The organism is Spirillospora sp. NPDC047279 (assembly GCF_040643285.1).
GTDB lineage: Bacteria > Actinomycetota > Actinomycetes > Streptosporangiales > Streptosporangiaceae > Spirillospora.
In genome coordinates this window covers 87548-104826 of sequence record NZ_JBEYUA010000011.1, presented here as the reverse complement: position 1 = coordinate 104826, position 17279 = coordinate 87548, and the positions used below count along the sequence as shown (strand labels likewise).

At 73.6% G+C, this 17279-nt stretch carries 14 protein-coding genes; 10 read left to right on the top strand and 4 right to left on the bottom strand.

All coding sequences use genetic code 11. The features are described from left to right. Positions 1-16 precede the first annotated feature (16 nt). The 4 genes from ABZ810_RS27545 (at position 17) to ABZ810_RS27530 (ending at position 3054) form a co-directional block, all read left to right on the top strand. Positions 17-1231 carry a histidine kinase gene (locus ABZ810_RS27545; protein WP_358408047.1) on the top strand — a complete coding sequence of 405 codons (1215 nt, stop codon included), beginning with the start codon at positions 17-19 and terminating at the stop codon, positions 1229-1231. Then, positions 1228-1878 (top strand): response regulator transcription factor, encoded by a 651-nt coding sequence (locus ABZ810_RS27540; RefSeq protein ID WP_358408045.1) that lies wholly within the window; start codon positions 1228-1230, stop codon positions 1876-1878. Before ABZ810_RS27545 ends, ABZ810_RS27540 begins: the two co-directional genes overlap by 4 nt. 66 nt (positions 1879-1944) lie before the next feature. Then, on the top strand, positions 1945-2256 hold the full coding sequence (locus tag ABZ810_RS27535; RefSeq protein WP_358408044.1) for a hypothetical protein: 312 nt from the start codon (positions 1945-1947) through the stop codon (positions 2254-2256). Between the two features lie 111 nt (positions 2257-2367). Further along, complete coding sequence (locus ABZ810_RS27530) at positions 2368-3054, top strand: DUF4328 domain-containing protein (RefSeq protein ID WP_358408042.1); 687 nt, start codon at positions 2368-2370, stop codon at positions 3052-3054. Between the two features lie 22 nt (positions 3055-3076). On the opposite strand, the gene ABZ810_RS27525 is transcribed toward ABZ810_RS27530, so the two are convergent. From ABZ810_RS27525 to ABZ810_RS27515, 3 genes are all read right to left on the bottom strand, one after another. Then, positions 3077-6547, bottom strand: coding sequence for a DNA polymerase III subunit alpha (locus tag ABZ810_RS27525; protein ID WP_358408039.1), 3471 nt, complete (start codon positions 6545-6547; stop codon positions 3077-3079). Between the two features lie 9 nt (positions 6548-6556). Beyond that, positions 6557-6832 carry a DUF6504 family protein gene (locus tag ABZ810_RS27520; RefSeq protein ID WP_358408037.1) on the bottom strand — a complete coding sequence of 92 codons (276 nt, stop codon included), beginning with the start codon at positions 6830-6832 and terminating at the stop codon, positions 6557-6559. 210 nt (positions 6833-7042) lie between these two features. Next, the gene (locus ABZ810_RS27515; RefSeq protein WP_358408034.1) at positions 7043-7315 is read right to left on the bottom strand and encodes a hypothetical protein; all 273 of its coding nucleotides are present in this window, start codon (positions 7313-7315) and stop codon (positions 7043-7045) included. A 337-nt stretch (positions 7316-7652) separates the two neighbouring features. Here ABZ810_RS27515 and ABZ810_RS27510 point away from each other — a divergent pair, with 337 nt between their 5' ends. The 3 genes from ABZ810_RS27510 to ABZ810_RS27500 all read left to right on the top strand — a co-directional run bounded on the left by ABZ810_RS27510 (position 7653) and on the right by ABZ810_RS27500 (position 11189). After that, positions 7653-8309 carry a TetR family transcriptional regulator gene (locus ABZ810_RS27510; RefSeq protein WP_358408033.1) on the top strand — a complete coding sequence of 219 codons (657 nt, stop codon included), beginning with the start codon at positions 7653-7655 and terminating at the stop codon, positions 8307-8309. Between the two features lie 114 nt (positions 8310-8423). Continuing rightward, on the top strand, positions 8424-9386 hold the full coding sequence (locus ABZ810_RS27505) for a quinone oxidoreductase (protein WP_358408030.1): 963 nt from the start codon (positions 8424-8426) through the stop codon (positions 9384-9386). Between the two features lie 66 nt (positions 9387-9452). Next, positions 9453-11189, top strand: coding sequence for a serine/threonine-protein kinase (locus ABZ810_RS27500; RefSeq protein WP_358408027.1), 1737 nt, complete (start codon positions 9453-9455; stop codon positions 11187-11189). Positions 11190-11192: 3 nt separating this feature from the next. Here ABZ810_RS27500 and ABZ810_RS27495 read toward each other — a convergent pair whose 3' ends face one another. Continuing rightward, the gene (locus ABZ810_RS27495; protein ID WP_358408024.1) at positions 11193-12173 is read right to left on the bottom strand and encodes an alpha/beta hydrolase; all 981 of its coding nucleotides are present in this window, start codon (positions 12171-12173) and stop codon (positions 11193-11195) included. Positions 12174-12255: 82 nt separating this feature from the next. On the opposite strand from ABZ810_RS27495, the gene ABZ810_RS27490 reads away from it, so the two are divergent. The 3 genes from ABZ810_RS27490 to ABZ810_RS27480 all read left to right on the top strand — a co-directional run bounded on the left by ABZ810_RS27490 (position 12256) and on the right by ABZ810_RS27480 (position 17279). Further along, the gene (locus tag ABZ810_RS27490; protein WP_358408022.1) at positions 12256-13941 is read left to right on the top strand and encodes a serine/threonine-protein kinase; all 1686 of its coding nucleotides are present in this window, start codon (positions 12256-12258) and stop codon (positions 13939-13941) included. 101 nt (positions 13942-14042) lie between these two features. After that, positions 14043-15452, top strand: coding sequence for an amino acid permease (locus ABZ810_RS27485; RefSeq protein WP_358408021.1), 1410 nt, complete (start codon positions 14043-14045; stop codon positions 15450-15452). 42 nt (positions 15453-15494) lie between these two features. Beyond that, a complete protein-coding gene (locus ABZ810_RS27480; protein WP_358408020.1) occupies positions 15495-17279 on the top strand; it encodes a serine/threonine-protein kinase in 1785 nt (594 codons plus the stop codon).

The window sequence follows — 17279 nt, the reverse complement described above, 5'->3', positions numbered from 1 at the left end:
CGTAGCCTGCGTATCCATGAGTGACACGGGGGAACGGCTCGACCGCATCACGTCGCTGGGCGGCTGCCTGGTGCGCGGGACGGCGGGGGCGTTCGCGGGCCTCTACCTGCTGCTGTGCCTGGTCACCGTGGCCGGTGGCACCGCCGGCGGCAGGAGCCACCTGCCGTTCTTCCTCACGATGATCTTCGCGGCCGGGGTCTGCGCGTGGGCGGCGCTGACGACCAGGCGGTTCGTGGTCTGGGCCCTGATCGCCACGGGCCTGTCCCTGGCCCTCACGGTCTACGCGGCGCTGGTCCGGCCGCCCATCGGCAACCCGAGCATGCTGCTGGAGCTGTCCGGGCTGCTCGTGGTGGTCACCCGGGTGATCTGGCAGCTGCCCAGGGAACGCCTGGTGCCGATGACCGTGCTGGTCGGCGGCGCGATCGTGATCATCCCGTTCCGCGGTTCGGCGATCAGCCTGCTGCTCTTCTCCGCGCCGCTCGCCGTCCTCGTCGCGATCGCGATCGGCGCCGGCCTGTGGTTGCGGGCGATCGACGCGCGCCGGGCCCGGGCGCTGACGGCGGCCCGCCGGGACGAACGCCTCGAGCTGGCCCGTGACCTGCACGACTTCGTCGCCCACCACATCACGGGGATCGTGGTCCAGGCGCAGGCCGCCCGGTTCACCGCGGGCTCGGCGGCGCCGCGGAGCCCCGAGCAGCTCGACGCGATGTTCGCGGGCATCGAGAAGGCGGGCACCGAGGCGCTGACCTCGATGCGCCGGATGGTCGGGCTGCTGCGCGAGGCGCAGGACAACCGCGACGCCGGCGCCGCCGGTTCCGCGACCCGGCCGGTCGGCGATCTGGCCCGGGTGGAGGAGCTGGTCGCCGGGTTCGGCTCCCCGCCCGCGTCCCTCGACATCGCCGGCGACCTCGGCGAGCTGCCGCCCGAGGTGGCGACGTCGGTGCACCGGATCGTCCAGGAGGCGCTGACCAACGCGCGCAAGCACGCCGCGGACGCGACCGCCGTCCGGGTCCGGGTCGGCCGGACGGCCGAGGGCGTGGAGGTGACCGTGCGCGACGACGGGCAGGGACGCGGGCGGCGGCTGCCGTCCGGCGCGTTCGGCCTGGTCGGGCTGGGCGAGCGGGTCGAGGCGCTGGGCGGGCGCATCCACGCCGGTCCCCGCCCCGAGGGGGGATGGGAGGTCGTGGCGGTCCTCCCCGGTGGCCGATCCCTGCCACAATCGGGACCGTGACCATCCGTGTACTGATCGCCGACGACCAGGAGATGGTCCGGACCGGATTCCGGATGATCGTCGACTCGCAACCCGACATGGAGGTGGTCGGCGAGGCCGCCGACGGCGCCGAGGCGGTCGCGCTGGCCCGGCGCCTGCGTCCCGACGTCTGCCTGTTCGACATCCGGATGCCCAAGATGGACGGCCTGGAGGCGACCCGGCTGCTGGCCGGGCCGGACGTGGCCGAGCCGCTGCGGGTGGTCATCGTCACCACGTTCGACATGGACGAGTACGTCTACGGGGCGCTGCGCGGCGGGGCGGCGGGCTTCCTGCTCAAGGACGGCGGCCCGGCCCTGCTGGTCGAGGCGGTGCGCGCGGCGGCCAACGGGGAGGCGCTGGTGTCCCCCTCGGTCACCGTCCGCCTGCTGGAGCACCTCGCCAGGCCCGTGGCGGCGCCCGCTCCCCCGCCCGGCGAGCCGCTCACCGAACGCGAGCTCGACGTCGTCCGCCTCGTCGCGCGCGGCCGGACGAACGAGGAGATCGCCGGTGAGCTCTTCGTGTCGCTCTCCACGGTCAAGACGCACCTGGGCAGCGTTCATCGCAAGCTCGGCACCCGCAACCGCGTGGAGGTCGCCGCCTGGGCCTGGGAATCGGGCCTTGGCCGCTGACCTCCGCCGGCCCGGCCGGGCGGGAGGTCCGGCACGCTGAACGGGATCCCGACCACCGTGCTCGCGGTGTGGATCGCCGCGGCCGCCGGCTGGGGCGTGATCGCCGGCGGGCTGCGGCGCGGGCTGTCCGGCCACCCGCGCCGCATCGCCCTGGTCGCCCACGGCCTGACCCCGGCGGGGCTGGTGCTGGTGCCGTCGATGCTGGGGTTCGGCCACCTGTACGCGTCGATCGGGGCCGCCGCCGAATGGTGGGCGCTGGCGGCGGTGACCGGGTTCCGTCCCGAACGCCTCGTGGTGTCGGGCGGCCCGCGCAGGCTGGCCGCCTGGTCGGTGCTCGCCGCCGCGATCGCGCTGGTCACGGCCCGGTTCGTGCTGTGATCCCCAGGTCCGACGATCACCACCGGCCGGGTCCGCGGTTGGGCAACCGAAGGTAAAGCCACGTAGCATCCGAGGCAACGGAGCGCAAAGTCGTCTCGGAGGTACGGGCAAATGCCGTGTGCGTTGTGCGGCGACATCATCCCCACCGAGGTCGCACGCTGCCCGGCGTGCGGTGCCTGGGCGCGGCGGCGCGACTTCCGCGCGGTCGGCATCGCGGTCTTCATGCTGCTCGGCTTCAACGCGTTCATCGCGCTCGGCTCCGGCATCAGCCTGCTGCGGCTGATCGATCCCCTGCGCAACGCCACCCACGACGACTACGACGCGGCGGCCACCGGTGCGGCCATCACCCCGTACGCCGACGTCTTCCTCGTCTGCGGGATCATGGCCGTGATCACCGGGCTGCTCTATCTCGGCTGGTTGTGGCGGGCCTACCGGCAGTCCGCCGGGCCGCACCGGCACCACCGCGCCTGGGTGATCTTCGGCTGGGTGCTGCCGGTGGTCAACCTGTGGATGCCGCCGCGGATGGTCTACGACATCTGGGTCAGCAGCGGCCGTTACCGCACGGCCGAACGCCATGCCGTCGGCCTGGTGGTCGGCGGCTGGTGGGTCAGCGTCCTGCTCGGCGTCGGCCTGGCCAAGATGTTCGCGGCCAGCAGCGTCACCACGCTCGCCGACGCCCGCTTCTCGGTGCATCTGGGCGTCGCGGCGGCGGCCTTCCAGGCCCTGGCCGCCGCCCTCTGCATGGTGAACGTGTTCCAGATCACCCGGCTCCAGGTGCGCTCCCCCGTCCTCCTCTAGCTCTGGCCGGAGACGATCCGCGCTAACCGGACGAGCCGCCGCTGGCGTGCCACAGACGGCCGGGCGGACGTTTGACGGCGCCGCCCGCGTGGCCCATGGGAAGGCCGAGCGCGGCTTGCCCCTTGGGAGGGCGGCTGGGCGGGGGCTGTGGGATGGCATAGGGGGACATGGCGAAGCCGTTGGCGTAGACGATCCGGCTCGCGGCGCGCGGGCCCGCGGCGGTGCCGTCCGCCGCGGCCATCAGCCGCCGGACGGCGGGCGTCCCGCCCCGCCGCCACTCCTCGTACAGGCTCACCAGGTCCCAGCAGGCGGTGGCGTTGAGACTGACCGCGCGCAGCCCGGGCCGCCGCACCCGGCCGCGGATCACCAGCAGCCACGAGCCGAAGACGGTCGCCGCGCACCGGTCCTGCACCGACTCGAAGAACGTCGCGTCCACCGGCCCGGTCGCGTCGTCCACGGTGGCGAAGATCACGCGCTGTCCGGACCTGACCGCCGGGGTCTGCGTGGCGACCTTGACCCCCGCGACGAGGACCTCGCTCCCCGCCTCCCGTTCCGGCAGGTCACGGGCCCGGACGACGCCGAGCGCCGCCAGCAGGTCGTCGTAGAAGCTCAGCACGTGCCGGCTGACGTCCATGCCGAGGATCTCCAGCTCCGCCTCGACCACCTCGGCCGGCGTCATCGCGGGCAGCTCGCCCGGCGGGATCTCCTCGACGAACTCGTCCTCGCCCAGCGGCAGCTGGCCGTCGATCAGGCCCCGGGTGTCCGGGGTCGCCCGGTCGAGCGCGCCGACCCGGCAGAGCAGGTCGCGGCGGGAGACCCCGGGCCCGTGCAGCGCGTCGAACGCGCCGGCCATGACCAGCCGTTCGGCGATCGGGCGCGAGACCCCGGCCCGCCGCCAGAAGTCGCGCAACGAGGAGTACGGGCGGCCCGCCCGCTCGCCGACGACACGTTCGACCTCGGCCTCGCTGATGCCGCGCACCTCGTTCAGCGCCACCCTGATCCCGAACCCGCCGCCGTCCGGAGAAGGCCGGGAAGGCGCCTCCGGGGGCGGGGCGGCGGCGGTGGAGCCGCCCGCGGAGACGGGCTCGACATGCCAGCCCGCGGCCGAACGGTTGACGTCCAGCGGCAGGATCGGCACGCCGAAGTGGCGGGCGTCGTCGAGGATCGCCCGCTTGGGGTACATGCCGGGGTCGTGGGTCAGCACCCCCGCGTAGAACGCCGCGGTGTGGTGCCGCTTCAGCCACGCCGACTGGTAGGTGGGCAGCGCGAACGACGCCGCGTGCGCCTTGCAGAACCCGAACGCGCCGAACGCCGTCAGCATGCGCCACACCCGCTCGACCGTGGGCTCGTCGTGGCCCCGGCGCAGCGCCCGCTCCCGGAACCAGGCCGCGACCCGTTCCTGCCCCGCCTCGGTGGCCAGGCTGCGCCGCGCCGCCTCGGCGGCCGAGAGCCCGCAGCCGGTCATGACGTCGAGCACGCGCAGCACCTGCTCGTGGAAGACCACCACGCCGAGGCTCTCCTGGAGCACCGGGACCAGGTCGGGGTGCGGGTAGTCCGGCCGCCGCAGGCCGTGCCGGCTCTCCAGGAACGGGGTGACCATGTCGGCGTTCACCGGCCCCGGCCGGAACAGCGAGATGTCGATCACCAGGTCGGCCAGGGTGCGCGGTTGCAGCTTGCCGACGAGCTCGCGCTGGCCGGGCGACTCGATCTGGAAGCAGCCGAGCGTCCTGGACGTGCGGATCAGCTCGTAGGTGGGCCCGTCGTCCGGCGGCACCGCCTCCAGGTCGATGTGCTCGCCGGTCACCCGGGCGACCTCGGCCACCGTGTGCGCCATCGCCGACTGCATGCGGACGCCGATGACGTCGAGCTTGAGCAGCCCCATCGCCTCGACGTCCTCCTTGTCGAACTGGCTCATCGGGAACCCGAGCCGGCTCTGCTCGACCGCGGTGCGGTCGCGGAGCGTGGCGTTGGACAGCAGGACGCCGCACGGGTGCATCGCGATGTGCCGGGGCAGGCCGTCCAGGCGCTCGGCGATCCGGAAGATCACGTCGAGCTGTCCCTGCCCGAGGTTGCTCTGCCGCAGCTCGGGCAGGTCGCGCAGGGCGGCCCGGATCTGGCCGGCGCGGATCTGCGGGAACGCCTTGGCGATCGTGTCGATCTCGTGCGGCGGCAGGCCGACCGCGTTGCCGACGTCGCGGATGGCGCTGCGGGCCCGGTAGGTCTCCATCATCGACACGCAGGCCACGCTGTCGTCGCCGAAGTGGGCGAAGAGCGCCCGGTAGGCCTCCAGCCGCCGCGCCGACTCCACGTCCAGGTCGATGTCGGGCAACCCCGGGCGGCTGTCGGCCAGGAACCGCTCCATCACCAGGTCGTGCCGCATCGGGTCGAGGTCACCGATGCCGATCAGGTAGTTGACCAGGCTGCCCGCGCCCGAGCCGCGGATGGCGCAGCGGATGCCGCGGGACCGGATCAGCGCGGCGGCGTCGGCCACCGTCAGGAAGTAGGCGGCGAGCCCCTTGCGCCGGATGATCCCGAGCTCGTGCGCCAGCCGCCCGGCGGCCTCGTCCGACCGGCCGAGGCCGCGCCGCGCCAGGCCCTCGTCGCACCGCGCGGTCAGCCGGGCGAACGGGTCGCCCGCGACGTCGGGCAGATGGGCGCGGTCCATGCCGAGATCGCGGTCGGGGTCGAGCACGCACCGTTCGGCCAGCAGCCGGGTGTCGGCCAGCAGCCGCGCGGCCTCCTCCTCCCCCGCCGCGCCGGGGCCGCAGCTCAGCTCCGCGACCCGCCGCATCTCCTCCGCCGACTTCAGGTAGGCGTGGCCGGTGTGGTCGTCGAGGTGGCGCCGGTGCAGCGGGACGAGCCGCCGCGTGACGTCCAGCACCTGCGCGACCGGATGGTCGGCGGGCTCCAGGTAGCGCACCGCGTTGCCCAGCACGGCGGGCACTCCGGACGAGCGGGCCAGCGCCAGCATCCGCGCGGCGCGGTGGCCGTCGCCGGCGGCGTGGTGGTTGACGATCTCGATCACCGCCTCGGCGGTCTCCCGCCAGGCCGCCAGCCGCCGCGCGGCCAGGTCGGGGCGGCGCTCGGCGATCGCCCGGCCCACGTCCGAGTGCGGGCCGAGCAGGACGACCAGTCCCTCCGCGTGCGCGCCGACCATCTCCCGGGTGACCGCCGGCGCGCCGCGCTCCCCGCCGTGGGCGGCGGTGACCAGGCGGCAGAGGGAACGCCAGCCGGTGGCGCCGGCGGCCAGGACCACGACGCGTTCCCGGCCGTCCCCACCCCCCGGATCCATGGTGAGGTCGGCGCCGAGCACGGGACGGATCCCCGCGGCGCGGCAGGCGCGCACGTGCCTGACCGCCCCGTACAGGCCGTCGCGGTCGGTCAGCGCGAGGATCTCCATGCCCAGCCCGGCCGCCCGCTCGGCCAGCGCCGCCGGCGCGGCGACGCCGTGGCGCGGCGAGTAGGCGGAGGCGACATGCAGGTGCACGGTCACCTGGGCACCTCAGTCCCACACCCGGGAGAGCATCCAGGTGTCGGTGGCGGCGTCGCGGCGCAGTTCGTACACCCCGATCTCGTCGTCCGGCGAGGCCTCGACCCGCCAGAACTCACGTTCGCCCGTCACCTCCGCGTCGGGCTGCTGCTCCCGCCACCAGTCACGGGTGGTGACCCAGTGCTCCAGTACTCTCCGAACGGTGTAGACCCGTTCCCTCCAGACGAACCTGACCGGACGTCCATCGGTCACCCAGACGTCCACGGGGTCCCCGAACACGCGAGTCATCTGCCTCCCCCCGCCCTAGATCCTGTGATCGCCGCACGGGGGAAGACATGCAGCCGTTCGAACATACGTTCGTCAGGGAGTCTAGGGAAACGGGCCCGCGGGAGGCAAGGCGGGGGTGACCGGAGGCCGTCCGGAAGGGCGATTACCGGCGCGTCGCGGGACGTTTCCGAGCGGCGCGCGTTGTCCCAGGTGAAGGAGATGCCCGAGGGGTCAGGCGAGCAGGCGGGCGAGCTGGTCGGCGACCCTGGACACGTCGCCCACGCCGGAGATGCCGCCGCCCGTCCAGAGGTACGACCAGCCCTCCATGGACGGGGTCGCGACGACCATCACCTGCATCCGGCTCCGCGGGTTGGCGACGCCCAGGACCGACTCCTCGGGGCCCGCCAGCCGCCACCGGAGACCGCGCGACTCGACCTCGTACGCGAGTGCGGCGAGATGGTGCCGCCGCACCTCGGCGATTTCGTGCGCACCGACAACAGACACCGCGATCAGCCGCCTCGTCAGGGGTGGGGAAGCATCGGCCGCTCGATCACCTCTGGTGACCGCCATGGGACGATCCGTGACCGGCACCCAGCATGACCCGAAGAAATGATCACTGCAAGGGATCCAGGAGAGTCGAGCAACCTAAATCCTTCCCCTGAGCGTCACCAGGTCTACGTAACGTAGGGGAACTACATACTTACGTACCGCTTCCAAAGGTGGCACCCGGCGGTCGCGGGTGGCCCCGAGCGGTCTCCGGCCCGCTCCTGCGGAAGGGCCCGGCGTGATAAACCCCGTATACCGATTCCGCCAGTCCGGGGGCACGACGAAGGAGACCACGATGACCGCTACCCCCGCGGACGACGGCCGCGCGCTCTCGGGGACGCTGGCAGGCCTCCGCGAACGCAAGAAGCAGCGGACCCGGCTGGCGCTCGTCGACGCCGCGCTCGACCTGTTCCTCGCCCAGGGATACGAGGCGACGACGATCGACGAGATCGTGGCGGCGGTGGAGGTCTCCCAGCGCACGTTCTTCCGCTACTTCGCCACCAAGGAGGACGTCGTGATGGACACCCTCGTCCAGTACGACCAGCTCATGAAGGACGCGCTGGCGGCCAGGCCGCCCGCCGAGAAGCCGTTCGCCGCGCTGTTCGGCTGCCTGTCCGTCGTCCTGGAGACGATCTCCGAGAGCGGCCAGGAGGAGAGCGAGCGGTTCCGCAAGCTCCACCAGCTCGTGGAGACGACCCCGGCGCTGGTCCACGCGCACATGGCCCGGTACGCCGAGATCGAGAAGCTGCTCGCCGCCCTGATCGCGCAGCGCCTCGGCGTGGACCCCGAGACCGACCTGCGGCCGCAGCTGATCGTGGCGTTCCATTCGGGCGCGACCCGCGTCGCCTTCGAGGACTGCGCCCGGCACGGGATCTGGGACGCCCCGACCGTCGCGGCCCGCGTCAAGGGGACCGTCGTCCTGGCGCACGAGACCCTGCGCGACCTCGTCTGAGCCCCGCCGGGCGTCCGGGCGCGCACGGCCCGGAATAGGATCCGGGACGGCCGGGTTGGCGGCTGTCAGGAGCGGCGGGCCGTCCACGGCACCCCGGCACGGAGGAGTTGCATCATGCGCGCGATCGTCGTCGAGAGTCCGGGCGGCCCCGAGGTGCTCGTCCCCGCCGAGCGCGAGGACCCCGTGCCCGGTCCGGGCGAGGTGCTCATCGACATCGCGGCGGCCGGCGTCAACTTCATCGACATCTACTTCCGCACCGGCGCCTACCCGCAGCCGACCCCGTACGTGCCGGGCGTCGAGGGCGCGGGCACGGTGGCCGCGGTCGGCGAGGGCGTGACCGGGTTCGCGGCCGGCGACCGGGTGGCCTGGTCGAACGCGCCGGGCGCCTACGCCGAGCGGGCCGCCGTACCGGCCGGCAAGGTCGTGCCGGTGCCGGACGGGGTGAGCCTGGAGAACGCGGCGGCCGCCCTGCTGCAGGGCATGACGGCGCACTACCTCACCCGTTCCACCTACGAGGTCAAGGCGGGCGACACGATCCTCGTGCACGCCGCGGCGGGCGGCATGGGGCTGCTGCTCACCCAGCTCGGCAAGCACCTGGGCGCCAGGGTCATCGGCACCGTCTCGACGCCCGAGAAGGAGAAGCTCGCCCGCGACGCCGGCGCCGACGAGGTGATCGGCTACGACGGGTTCGCCGCCGAGGTGCGGCGGCTCACCGGCGGCACGGGCGTGGACGTGGTGTACGACGGCGTCGGCGCCCCCACGTTCGACGGGAGCCTGGAGAGCGTGCGGTCGCGCGGGCTGCTGGCGTTGTACGGCGCGGCGGGCGGCAAGGTCGAGCCGTTCGACCCGCAGCGGCTCAACACCGCGGGCGGCGCCTACCTCACCCGGCCGTCGCTGGCGCACTACACCGCGACCCGCGAGGAGCTGCTCGGCCGGGCCGCCGAGGTCTACGGCTGGGTGGCGGCGGGCGACCTCCGGCTGCACGTCGGGCGGCGCTACGACCTGGCCGACGCGCGGACCGCGCACGAGGATCTGGCCGGTCGCCGGACGACCGGGAAGCTGATCCTCACCCCCTGAGGGCCGCGCTAGGGTGTGCTTTCGATACAAAGCCCCCCACTGATGCCCCCGACCTCCAGGACCATCATGACCACGCACGCAGGAGAGAACTTCGACTCCCTCCAGCCGGACGACCCGCGGGAGCTCGGGCCGTACCGGCTGATCGCCCGGCTCGGCCGGGGCGGCATGGGCACCGTGTTCCTGGGCGAGGACCCGAACGGGCGGCGCGTCGCGGTCAAGGTGATCAACCGTGAGCTGGCGGGCGAGGCGTCGTTCCGCGACAGGTTCACGCGCGAGGTGACGGCGGCGCGGCAGGTCCGGCGGTTCTGCACCGCACCGGTGATCGGCGCCGAGCTGGACCGCGACCCGCTGTACGTGGTCACCGAGTTCATCGAGGGGCCGAGCCTGGACCAGGCGGTGGCCGCCCGCGGCGCGCTGCCCGGCTCCGACCTGGAGGGGCTCGCCGTCGGCGTCGCCACCGCGCTGGCCGCCATCCACGGCGCCGGGATCGTGCACCGCGACCTCAAGCCCGCCAACGTGCTGCTGTCGTCCACCGGCCCGCGCGTGATCGACTTCGGCATCGCGCGGGCGCTGGACGCCGCCGAGGGCCCGACCCGCACCGGCCAGCTCGTCGGCACGCCCAACTACCTGCCGCCCGAGCTGCTGCGCGGCGAGCCGATCACGCCCGCCTCGGACGTCTTCTCCTGGGGCTGCGTGGTCGCGTTCGCGGGCACCGGCAAGGCCCCGTTCGCCGGCACCACGGTCCCGGAGATCTTCTACCGGGTGGCGCACGAACCCCCGAACCTCGGCGACCTCGACCCGAGCCTGCGCGAGCTGGTCGCCGCCGCGCTCGACAAGGACCCGCGCAACCGGCCCAGCGTGCAGGAGCTGCTCGCCCGGCTCGTCGGGCACTCCGACGTCAACCCGGCCAGGATCGCCGAGACCGTGCAGGCGAGCTGGCACGGCCCGCAGCCCACGGCCGTCGCGCCGCCGCCCGCGCAGGCGACGGCGCACCCGGGCGCCGAGACGACCCGCCGCGACGGCCTCTTCCCTCCCGGCGGCCCCGGCGGCTACCCGCCGCCGCAGCCCACCCATGTCAGGCCCTCCGGCGGCGGCGTGGGCGTGCCCCGCAAGGTGCTGCTCATCGGCGCGGCGGCGGTCGTGGGCGTCCTGGTCGTGGCCGGTGCCGCCTGGGCCCTGACGCGGCCGGACGGCCCGCCGGAGAACGTCTCCTCCGCGTTCAGCGACACGTTCGCCGACACCGGCTCGGGCTGGGGCGGCGGCTCGTTCACCAGCCAGTACGGCTACAAGGACGGCAAGTACCGGGTGGAGACCGACTCCACCAACGCGGCCCGCGGCAGGCCGTCGCCCAAGAAGCCCGGGGAACTGCCGAAGAACATCCTCGTCACGGCGACGGTGACCATGCCCGAAGGGCAGGACGACGCGATGGCCGGGCTGCTGTGCCGGAACGACGACAAGGGCCGCCAGTACGTCTTCAAGGTGCGCAAGGACGGCAAGGGCGCGCTGCTCGTCAAGGGCGCGGGCGACCTGGGCACCAAGAACCTCGCCGAGCCCGACTCGGTCCCCGGGTACGAGGGCAAGGGGGCCGCCAACAAGATCCAGATCGCCTGCGAGGACGCGGACGGCGGCAAGGCGGCGCGCCTGCGGCTCTGGGTGAACGGCGACCAGGTCATCGACGAGACCGACGCCGACCAGCCGCTGCCGCCCGGCAACGTCGGGCTGGACGTCTCCTCCGGCGGCAACACCGCGGTCAAGGCCGTCGCCGACTTCGACGACTTCGACGCCTCCAAGATCAACGGCTGAGCGTCAGGGCGCGGGCACGCCGCCGGGCAGGTAGCCGGTCATCCAGCGGGAGAGCTCGGCGAACACCTGGTCGCGGGCGGGCTTGGCCGACAACACCAGGTCGTGCAGGCCGCCGTCGATCCGGACGAGCGTCACGTGCCGCCCGAGCCGCGGCGCCCAGCGCGCCATGTGCGCCACGTCCAGCACCGCGTCGGCGCTGGACAGATCGACGACCGCCAGTTTCGCCGACGGCCGGACGCTGCGCTCCGACGACATGACCAGCACCGGGACGTCGATGTCGAGCCCGGCGTGCAGGCGCAGCTGGCCCCGGCGCACGGCCGCCAGCCACGCCGCTCGCACCGGGAAGCCCAGCAGCGGCTTCCAGGCCAGGTCGAAGTCCCATTCGCCGTCGTGCTCGCGGTGCAGGCTGCGCGCGTACCGGTCCGACACCGAGGCGGGCAGCTTGGCCTGCGGGAACCGCCGCCCCAGCGCCCGGGCCAGGCCGGCGCCCAGCTTGCGCGTGACCAGCGGCTCGGCGATGTCGAGGAACGGGCTGTTGAGGAAGACGCCGTCGACGAGCCCCTGGCCCTTCACCCGGTCCGCCCAGAGCGCCGCGACCAGGCCGCCGGTGGAGTGCCCGTTCAGCAGGAGCACGTCGTGGCCGTCCTCCTCGCGGACGATCCGCACCGCCTCGTCGATCTCCGGGAAGTACTCCGACAGGCTCCGCACGAAGTTGGGCGTCTGGTGCGGCCGCAACGAACGGCCGTACTTGCGCAGGTCCAGGGCGTAGAAGTCGAAGCCGCGGTCGACGTAGAAGTCCGCCAGATGGGTCTGGAAGAAGTAGTCGATGAACCCGTGCACGTACAGCACGGCGCGGCGGGACGGCTCGGGGCCGGAGCCGCGCCGCCGGACGAGCGTCGCCACGACCTCGCCTTCGGCGTCGCTGCCGAGAGGGAGCTCGATGGCCTCGTAGTCCGGCCCGAGGACGTCCGCCGTGGCTTCCATGGCGATCAGCGTACGGCCTGCCCGGAACGTCCAGGAACGCCGTAGCGTCCTAGGGATACGCCTATCTCCCCGGGAGCGCCGAATGACCGAGCCCCTGCGCGCGGCCGACCCCCAGCGGCTTGGCCCGTACCGGTTCGTCGGACGGCTGGGCCGCGGCGGCATGGGCACGGTCTACCTGGCCGAGGACGGGGCCGGCGGCCAGGTCGCGGTCAAGGTCATCAACGCCGAGCTGGCCGACGACCCCGCGTTCCACGAACGGTTCCGGCGCGAGGTGACCGCGGCGCGGCAGGTGCGGCGGTTCTCCACCGCGGCCGTGCTGGACGCGCAGCTCGACGGCGAGCCGCTGTACGTGGTGACCGAGTACGTGGAGGGGCCGTCGCTGGAGCAGGCCGTCGACGAGGGCGGGCCGATGCGCGGCGGCGCGCTGGAGGGCCTCGCGGTCGGCATCGCCACCGCGCTCGGCGCCGTCCACGGGGCCGGGATCGTGCACCGCGACCTCAAGCCGTCCAACGTGCTGCTGTCGTCCACCGGGCCGCGCGTGATCGACTTCGGCATCGCCCGTGCCCTGGACTCCGCGGACGGCCCCACGCGGACGGGGCAGTTCATCGGGACGCCTGCCTACATCGCGCCCGAGCTGATGCGCGGCGAGGAGGTCACCCCGGCCGCCGACGTCTTCGCGTGGGGCTGCGTCGTCGCGTACGCCGGGACGGGCCGCGCGCCGTTCGCCGGGGCGAACGTCCCGGAGGTCCTCTACCACGTGGCGCACGACCCGCCCGTCCTCGACGGCCTCGACCCCGACCTGCACGGCGTGGTCGCCGCCGCGCTCGACAAGGACCCGCGCAACCGGCCGACCACGCGGGAGATCCTGGCCCGCCTCGTCGGCCAGGCCGATCCCAGCCCCGAGCGGCTCGCCGAGACCGTCGAGGCCGCATGGCCCGAACCCGGCTCCACCACACGCCCTCCCCCGACGCGGCCCGGCCCGGCCACGCGCCCGGGAGCAAGGGTGCCGCCCACGCAGGCGGCGCATCCCGCGCGCCGCAGGCGTCCGAAGAGGCACCTGAGCTACTTCGTGCCGGGCGGCCTCGTCCCGCTGGCGATCTTCGGCCTGGTGTGGGCGGTGGGCGACCGGGGCGACGGCGGCGGCGGTAGGAGCGGGAGCGGCGTTCCCGCCGCGGCGTCGGCGATCGTCGGGAAGGAGACCTTCGACAAGGCCGGTACGGGCTGGCCCGCCTCCTGCGGCTCGTACGAGAACGGCGCGTACGCGATCGAGGTCAGGGCGGGCGAGGACGACAGGCGCTGCGCGATCCCGCGCCAGCGGGCCGCCATGAGCCGGCGCTACCTGTACGACGTCCGGATCGAGCTGAGATCCGGGCCGGACAACAACAGGTGGGACGCCGGGCTCGCCCTCGCCGGCGACCCCCAGGGGCTGGACCACTACCAGGTCGTGATCCGCCCGAACGGCCGGATCTCCCTGCGCGAGAAGGTCGGCGGCCGGCTCCACGACCTGGAGTCCCGCGTCATCGACGACCACGAGGCGGGGTCCGCCAACCGGCTCCAGGTCCTGCTCGACCAGAGCGGGGACGAGACGGAGATCACCGCCTGGGTGAACGGGAAGAAGGAGCTCGACCACTCCGACGACGAGCGTCCCCTCGCGGCGGGCACGGCGTCCCTGCTGGTCAACCGGCCGGCGAGCACCGCCGGAGCGATGCCCGCGCTGGCCCGTTTCGACGACTTCTCGCTCTCCGAGCCCGACCCGGACGAGTGGTAGGGCCGGGGATCTGACACACCGGTCGCCGATCCGGCGATGCGGCGTGCTCACCTACAGTTAGGCGAGCCCGCATAACGGATGAGCGACTGGAAAGTTAGGGAATGTCCGAAACTCGCCCCGCACCCACCGGACTCCGGACCGGGCTGCGGCGCCGCCACATGACCATGCTCGCGATCGGGGGCGCGGTCGGTGCCGGCCTCTTCGTCGGCAGCGGCGCGGTGATCAAGACCGCCGGTCCCGCCGCGATCATCTCGTACGCGGTCGCGGGGCTCCTGGTCCTGTGCGTGCTGCGGGCGCTCGGCGAGATGGTGGTGGCGCGGCCGGTCGCCGGCTCGCTGGCGGAGTACGCGCGGATGGCGCTCGGACCGTTCGCGGGCTTCACGATCGGCTGGCTCTACTGGTACCTCTACGTGATCCTGGTCGGCGCCGAGGCCGTCGCGGGCGCCGCCATCCTCGCCACGTGGATCGACCTGCCGCAGTGGGTGCTGGCCGCCGCGCTCCTGGTCGTCATGACGGCGGTCAACCTGGTGTCGGTGCGCTCGTTCGGCGAGTTCGAGTTCTGGTTCGCCTCGATCAAGGTCGCCGCGATCCTGGTGTTCATCGTGCTCGGCGTGTCGTACGTCCTCGGCCTCTGGCCGGACGCGCCAGGCGGTCTCGGCACCGTCACCGGCCACGGCGGCTTTCTCCCGAACGGGCTGGCCTCGGTCTTCTCGGCGATCGTCATCGTGATGTTCGCGTTCGGCGGCACCGAGATCGTCACCATCGCCGCCGCCGAGAGCGAGGAGCCCGGCCGGGCCGTCGCGAAGGCGACCAGCAACGTGCTCTGGCGGGTGGGCCTCTTCTACGTCGGCTCGATCCTCCTCGTCGTGGCGATCCTGCCGTGGGACGACGCCAAGGTCCTGACCAGCCCGTTCGTCAGCGTCCTCGACACGATCGGTGTCCCGGCGGCGGGCACGATCATGCAGGCCGTCATCCTCACCGCCGTGTTGTCGGTCCTCAACTCGGCGATCTACGTCTCGTCGCGCATGATGTACGTGCTGACCCGCGACGGCGACGCCCCGGCGGGCCTGGTGAGGCTCAACCGGCGCGGCGTCCCGGTGCGCGCCGTCCTGCTCGGCACGGTCGCCGCCTGGGGCGCGGTCGTGGCCTCGTACATCTCGCCCGACGCGGTCTTCAAGTTCCTCATGAACTCCATCGGCGTCATCCTGGCGTTCGTCTACCTGGCCATCCTGGTCTCGCAGCTCCGCCTGCGCGCCCGCCTCCAGCGCGAGGACCCGGCGAGCCTCACCTACCGGATGTGGGCCCACCCGTACCTGACCCTGCTGGTCATCGCCGCGCTGCTGGCCGTCGTCGTCTCGATGGCGTTCATGGCCGGCCAGCGGTCCCAGCTGGTCGCCTCGGTGGTCAGCCTGCTGATCGTCGCCGCCCTCTACCCCGTCCGCAGGCGCTTCGGCGCCCGCCCGCCGGTCACCGGAGAACAAGAACTCGCCGCCGCCTCCCCGCGAACCTGAACGTGGATCACCTCATCCGCATCTCATGATGTGGGAGGGGAGATGCCAACGACTCCGGTCCGGCCGAACGATCCAGAACGGCTCGGGCGCTATCAGGTCATCGGCCGGCTCGGGCGCGGCGGGATGGGCACGGTCTATCTCGGCACGGACGAGACGGGCCGCCGGGTCGCCATCAAGGTGATCAACCTGGAGCTGTCCGACGACGCCGCGTTCAACGAGCGGTTCCGCCGCGAGGTGACCGCCGCGCGGCAGGTGCGGCGGTTCTGCACGGCGGCGGTGCTCGACGCGCGGCTCGAGGGCGAGCCGCTGTACGTGGTGACCGAGTACGTGGACGGGCCGACGCTGGAGCAGGCCGTCCGCGCCGAGGGGCCCATGAGCGAGGGGGCGCTGGAGGGGCTCGCGGTCAACATCGCCACGGCGCTCGGCGCCATCCACGGGGCGGGGATCGTGCACCGCGACCTCAAGCCGTCCAACGTGCTGCTGTCGTCCACCGGCCCGCGCGTCATCGACTTCGGCATCGCGCGGGCGATGGACGCGCTCGGCGGCGGGCTGACCCGCACCGGGCAGTTCGTGGGCACGCCGTCCTACATCGCGCCCGAGCTGATGCGCGGCGGGCCGCTGACCCCGGCCGCCGACGTGTTCTCGTGGGGCTGCGTCGTCACGTACGCGGGCACCGGGCACGCGCCGTTCAGCGGCGGCACCATCCACGAGATCATCCACCGCGTCATCAACGAACCGCCGTCGATCGACGCCCTCGAACCCGACCTGCGGGTCCTCGTCGCCCGCGCGCTCGACAAGGACCCGGCGCGGCGTCCCGGCGCCGCCGAGCTGGTCCGCGCGTTGTCGGGGCTGGACGAGACCACGCCCGCGATCGTCCCGCCGGCGCCCACGCAGCGTCCGGAGGCGGACCCGGCGCCGCCCACACAGCCGTTCTCACCACCACCCGCCGCACAGCCACAAGCTGTACAACCACCCGCCGCACAGCCACACGCCGCACCACCGCACACCACACCACCGCCCGCCGCTCCGACGTCCGCCGCTCAAACGCATGCCGCGCAGCGGCGCGCAGGCCCGGCGGCCAGGCACGCGCCCACCGAACCGCGGGGCACGCGGCGCCCGCGCGGCCGGGTCGTCGGGATCGCGGCGCTGGCCGTGGCGGCGGTCACGGCCGCCGCGGCGCTGGCGTTCGTCCAGCCGTGGAAGCCGGACGGCGGGAAGCCCGGCGGGCCGGGGGGCGGGCCGCCCGAGGCGGGGACGGCGGTCGTCCGCGACGACTTCGCCGACGCCTCGACGGGATGGCCCAACGCCTCCGGGGACTGTGCCGGATACCGCGACTCCATGTTCCTCCTCGACATCCTGGCGCAGGCGGGCAACGCCGAGACGTGCACGGCCGCCACGCGGGCCACGGTCCCGGGCCACGCGCTCGTGGACGTCCAGGTCCGGCTCAACCCCGCCACGACGTCGGCCAACTGGGCGGCCGGCGTGCAGCTCGCCGCCACCGGCGACGACCGGTACGACGTCGTGCTGCGCCCCGACGGCACGGCGCGGCTGGAGAAGCTCGTCGGCGGCAAGGGCACCGAGCTCGCCACGGTCAAGGTCGCCGGCTACCAGGCGGGCGACTTCAACCGGCTGACGACCGAGCTCGACACGCGCGGCGCCGGGACCCGCATCGCCGTCTGGGTGAACGAGCGCAAGGTGTTCGAGCGCACCGACACCGCGCAGCCGCTGCGCCAGGGCTCGACCGGGATGGTGCTCTACGACGCCGGGGCCGCCGAGCGCGTCGCCGCGACGTTCGACGACTTCACGCTCAGCGCGGTCCGGGAGTGA

Coding starts and splice junctions, on each gene's coding strand:
- ABZ810_RS27495 (WP_358408024.1), bottom strand. CDS start 12,173: ATGGAAGCCACGGCGGACGTCCTCGGGCCGGACTACGAGGCCATCGAG.
- ABZ810_RS27505 (WP_358408030.1), top strand. CDS start 8,424: ATGCGCGCGATCGTCGTCGAGAGTCCGGGCGGCCCCGAGGTGCTCGTC.
- ABZ810_RS27520 (WP_358408037.1), bottom strand. CDS start 6,832: ATGACTCGCGTGTTCGGGGACCCCGTGGACGTCTGGGTGACCGATGGA.
- ABZ810_RS27530 (WP_358408042.1), top strand. CDS start 2,368: ATGCCGTGTGCGTTGTGCGGCGACATCATCCCCACCGAGGTCGCACGC.
- ABZ810_RS27500 (WP_358408027.1), top strand. CDS start 9,453: ATGACCACGCACGCAGGAGAGAACTTCGACTCCCTCCAGCCGGACGAC.
- ABZ810_RS27510 (WP_358408033.1), top strand. CDS start 7,653: ATGACCGCTACCCCCGCGGACGACGGCCGCGCGCTCTCGGGGACGCTG.
- ABZ810_RS27480 (WP_358408020.1), top strand. CDS start 15,495: ATGCCAACGACTCCGGTCCGGCCGAACGATCCAGAACGGCTCGGGCGC.
- ABZ810_RS27545 (WP_358408047.1), top strand. CDS start 17: ATGAGTGACACGGGGGAACGGCTCGACCGCATCACGTCGCTGGGCGGC.
- ABZ810_RS27485 (WP_358408021.1), top strand. CDS start 14,043: ATGTCCGAAACTCGCCCCGCACCCACCGGACTCCGGACCGGGCTGCGG.
- ABZ810_RS27490 (WP_358408022.1), top strand. CDS start 12,256: ATGACCGAGCCCCTGCGCGCGGCCGACCCCCAGCGGCTTGGCCCGTAC.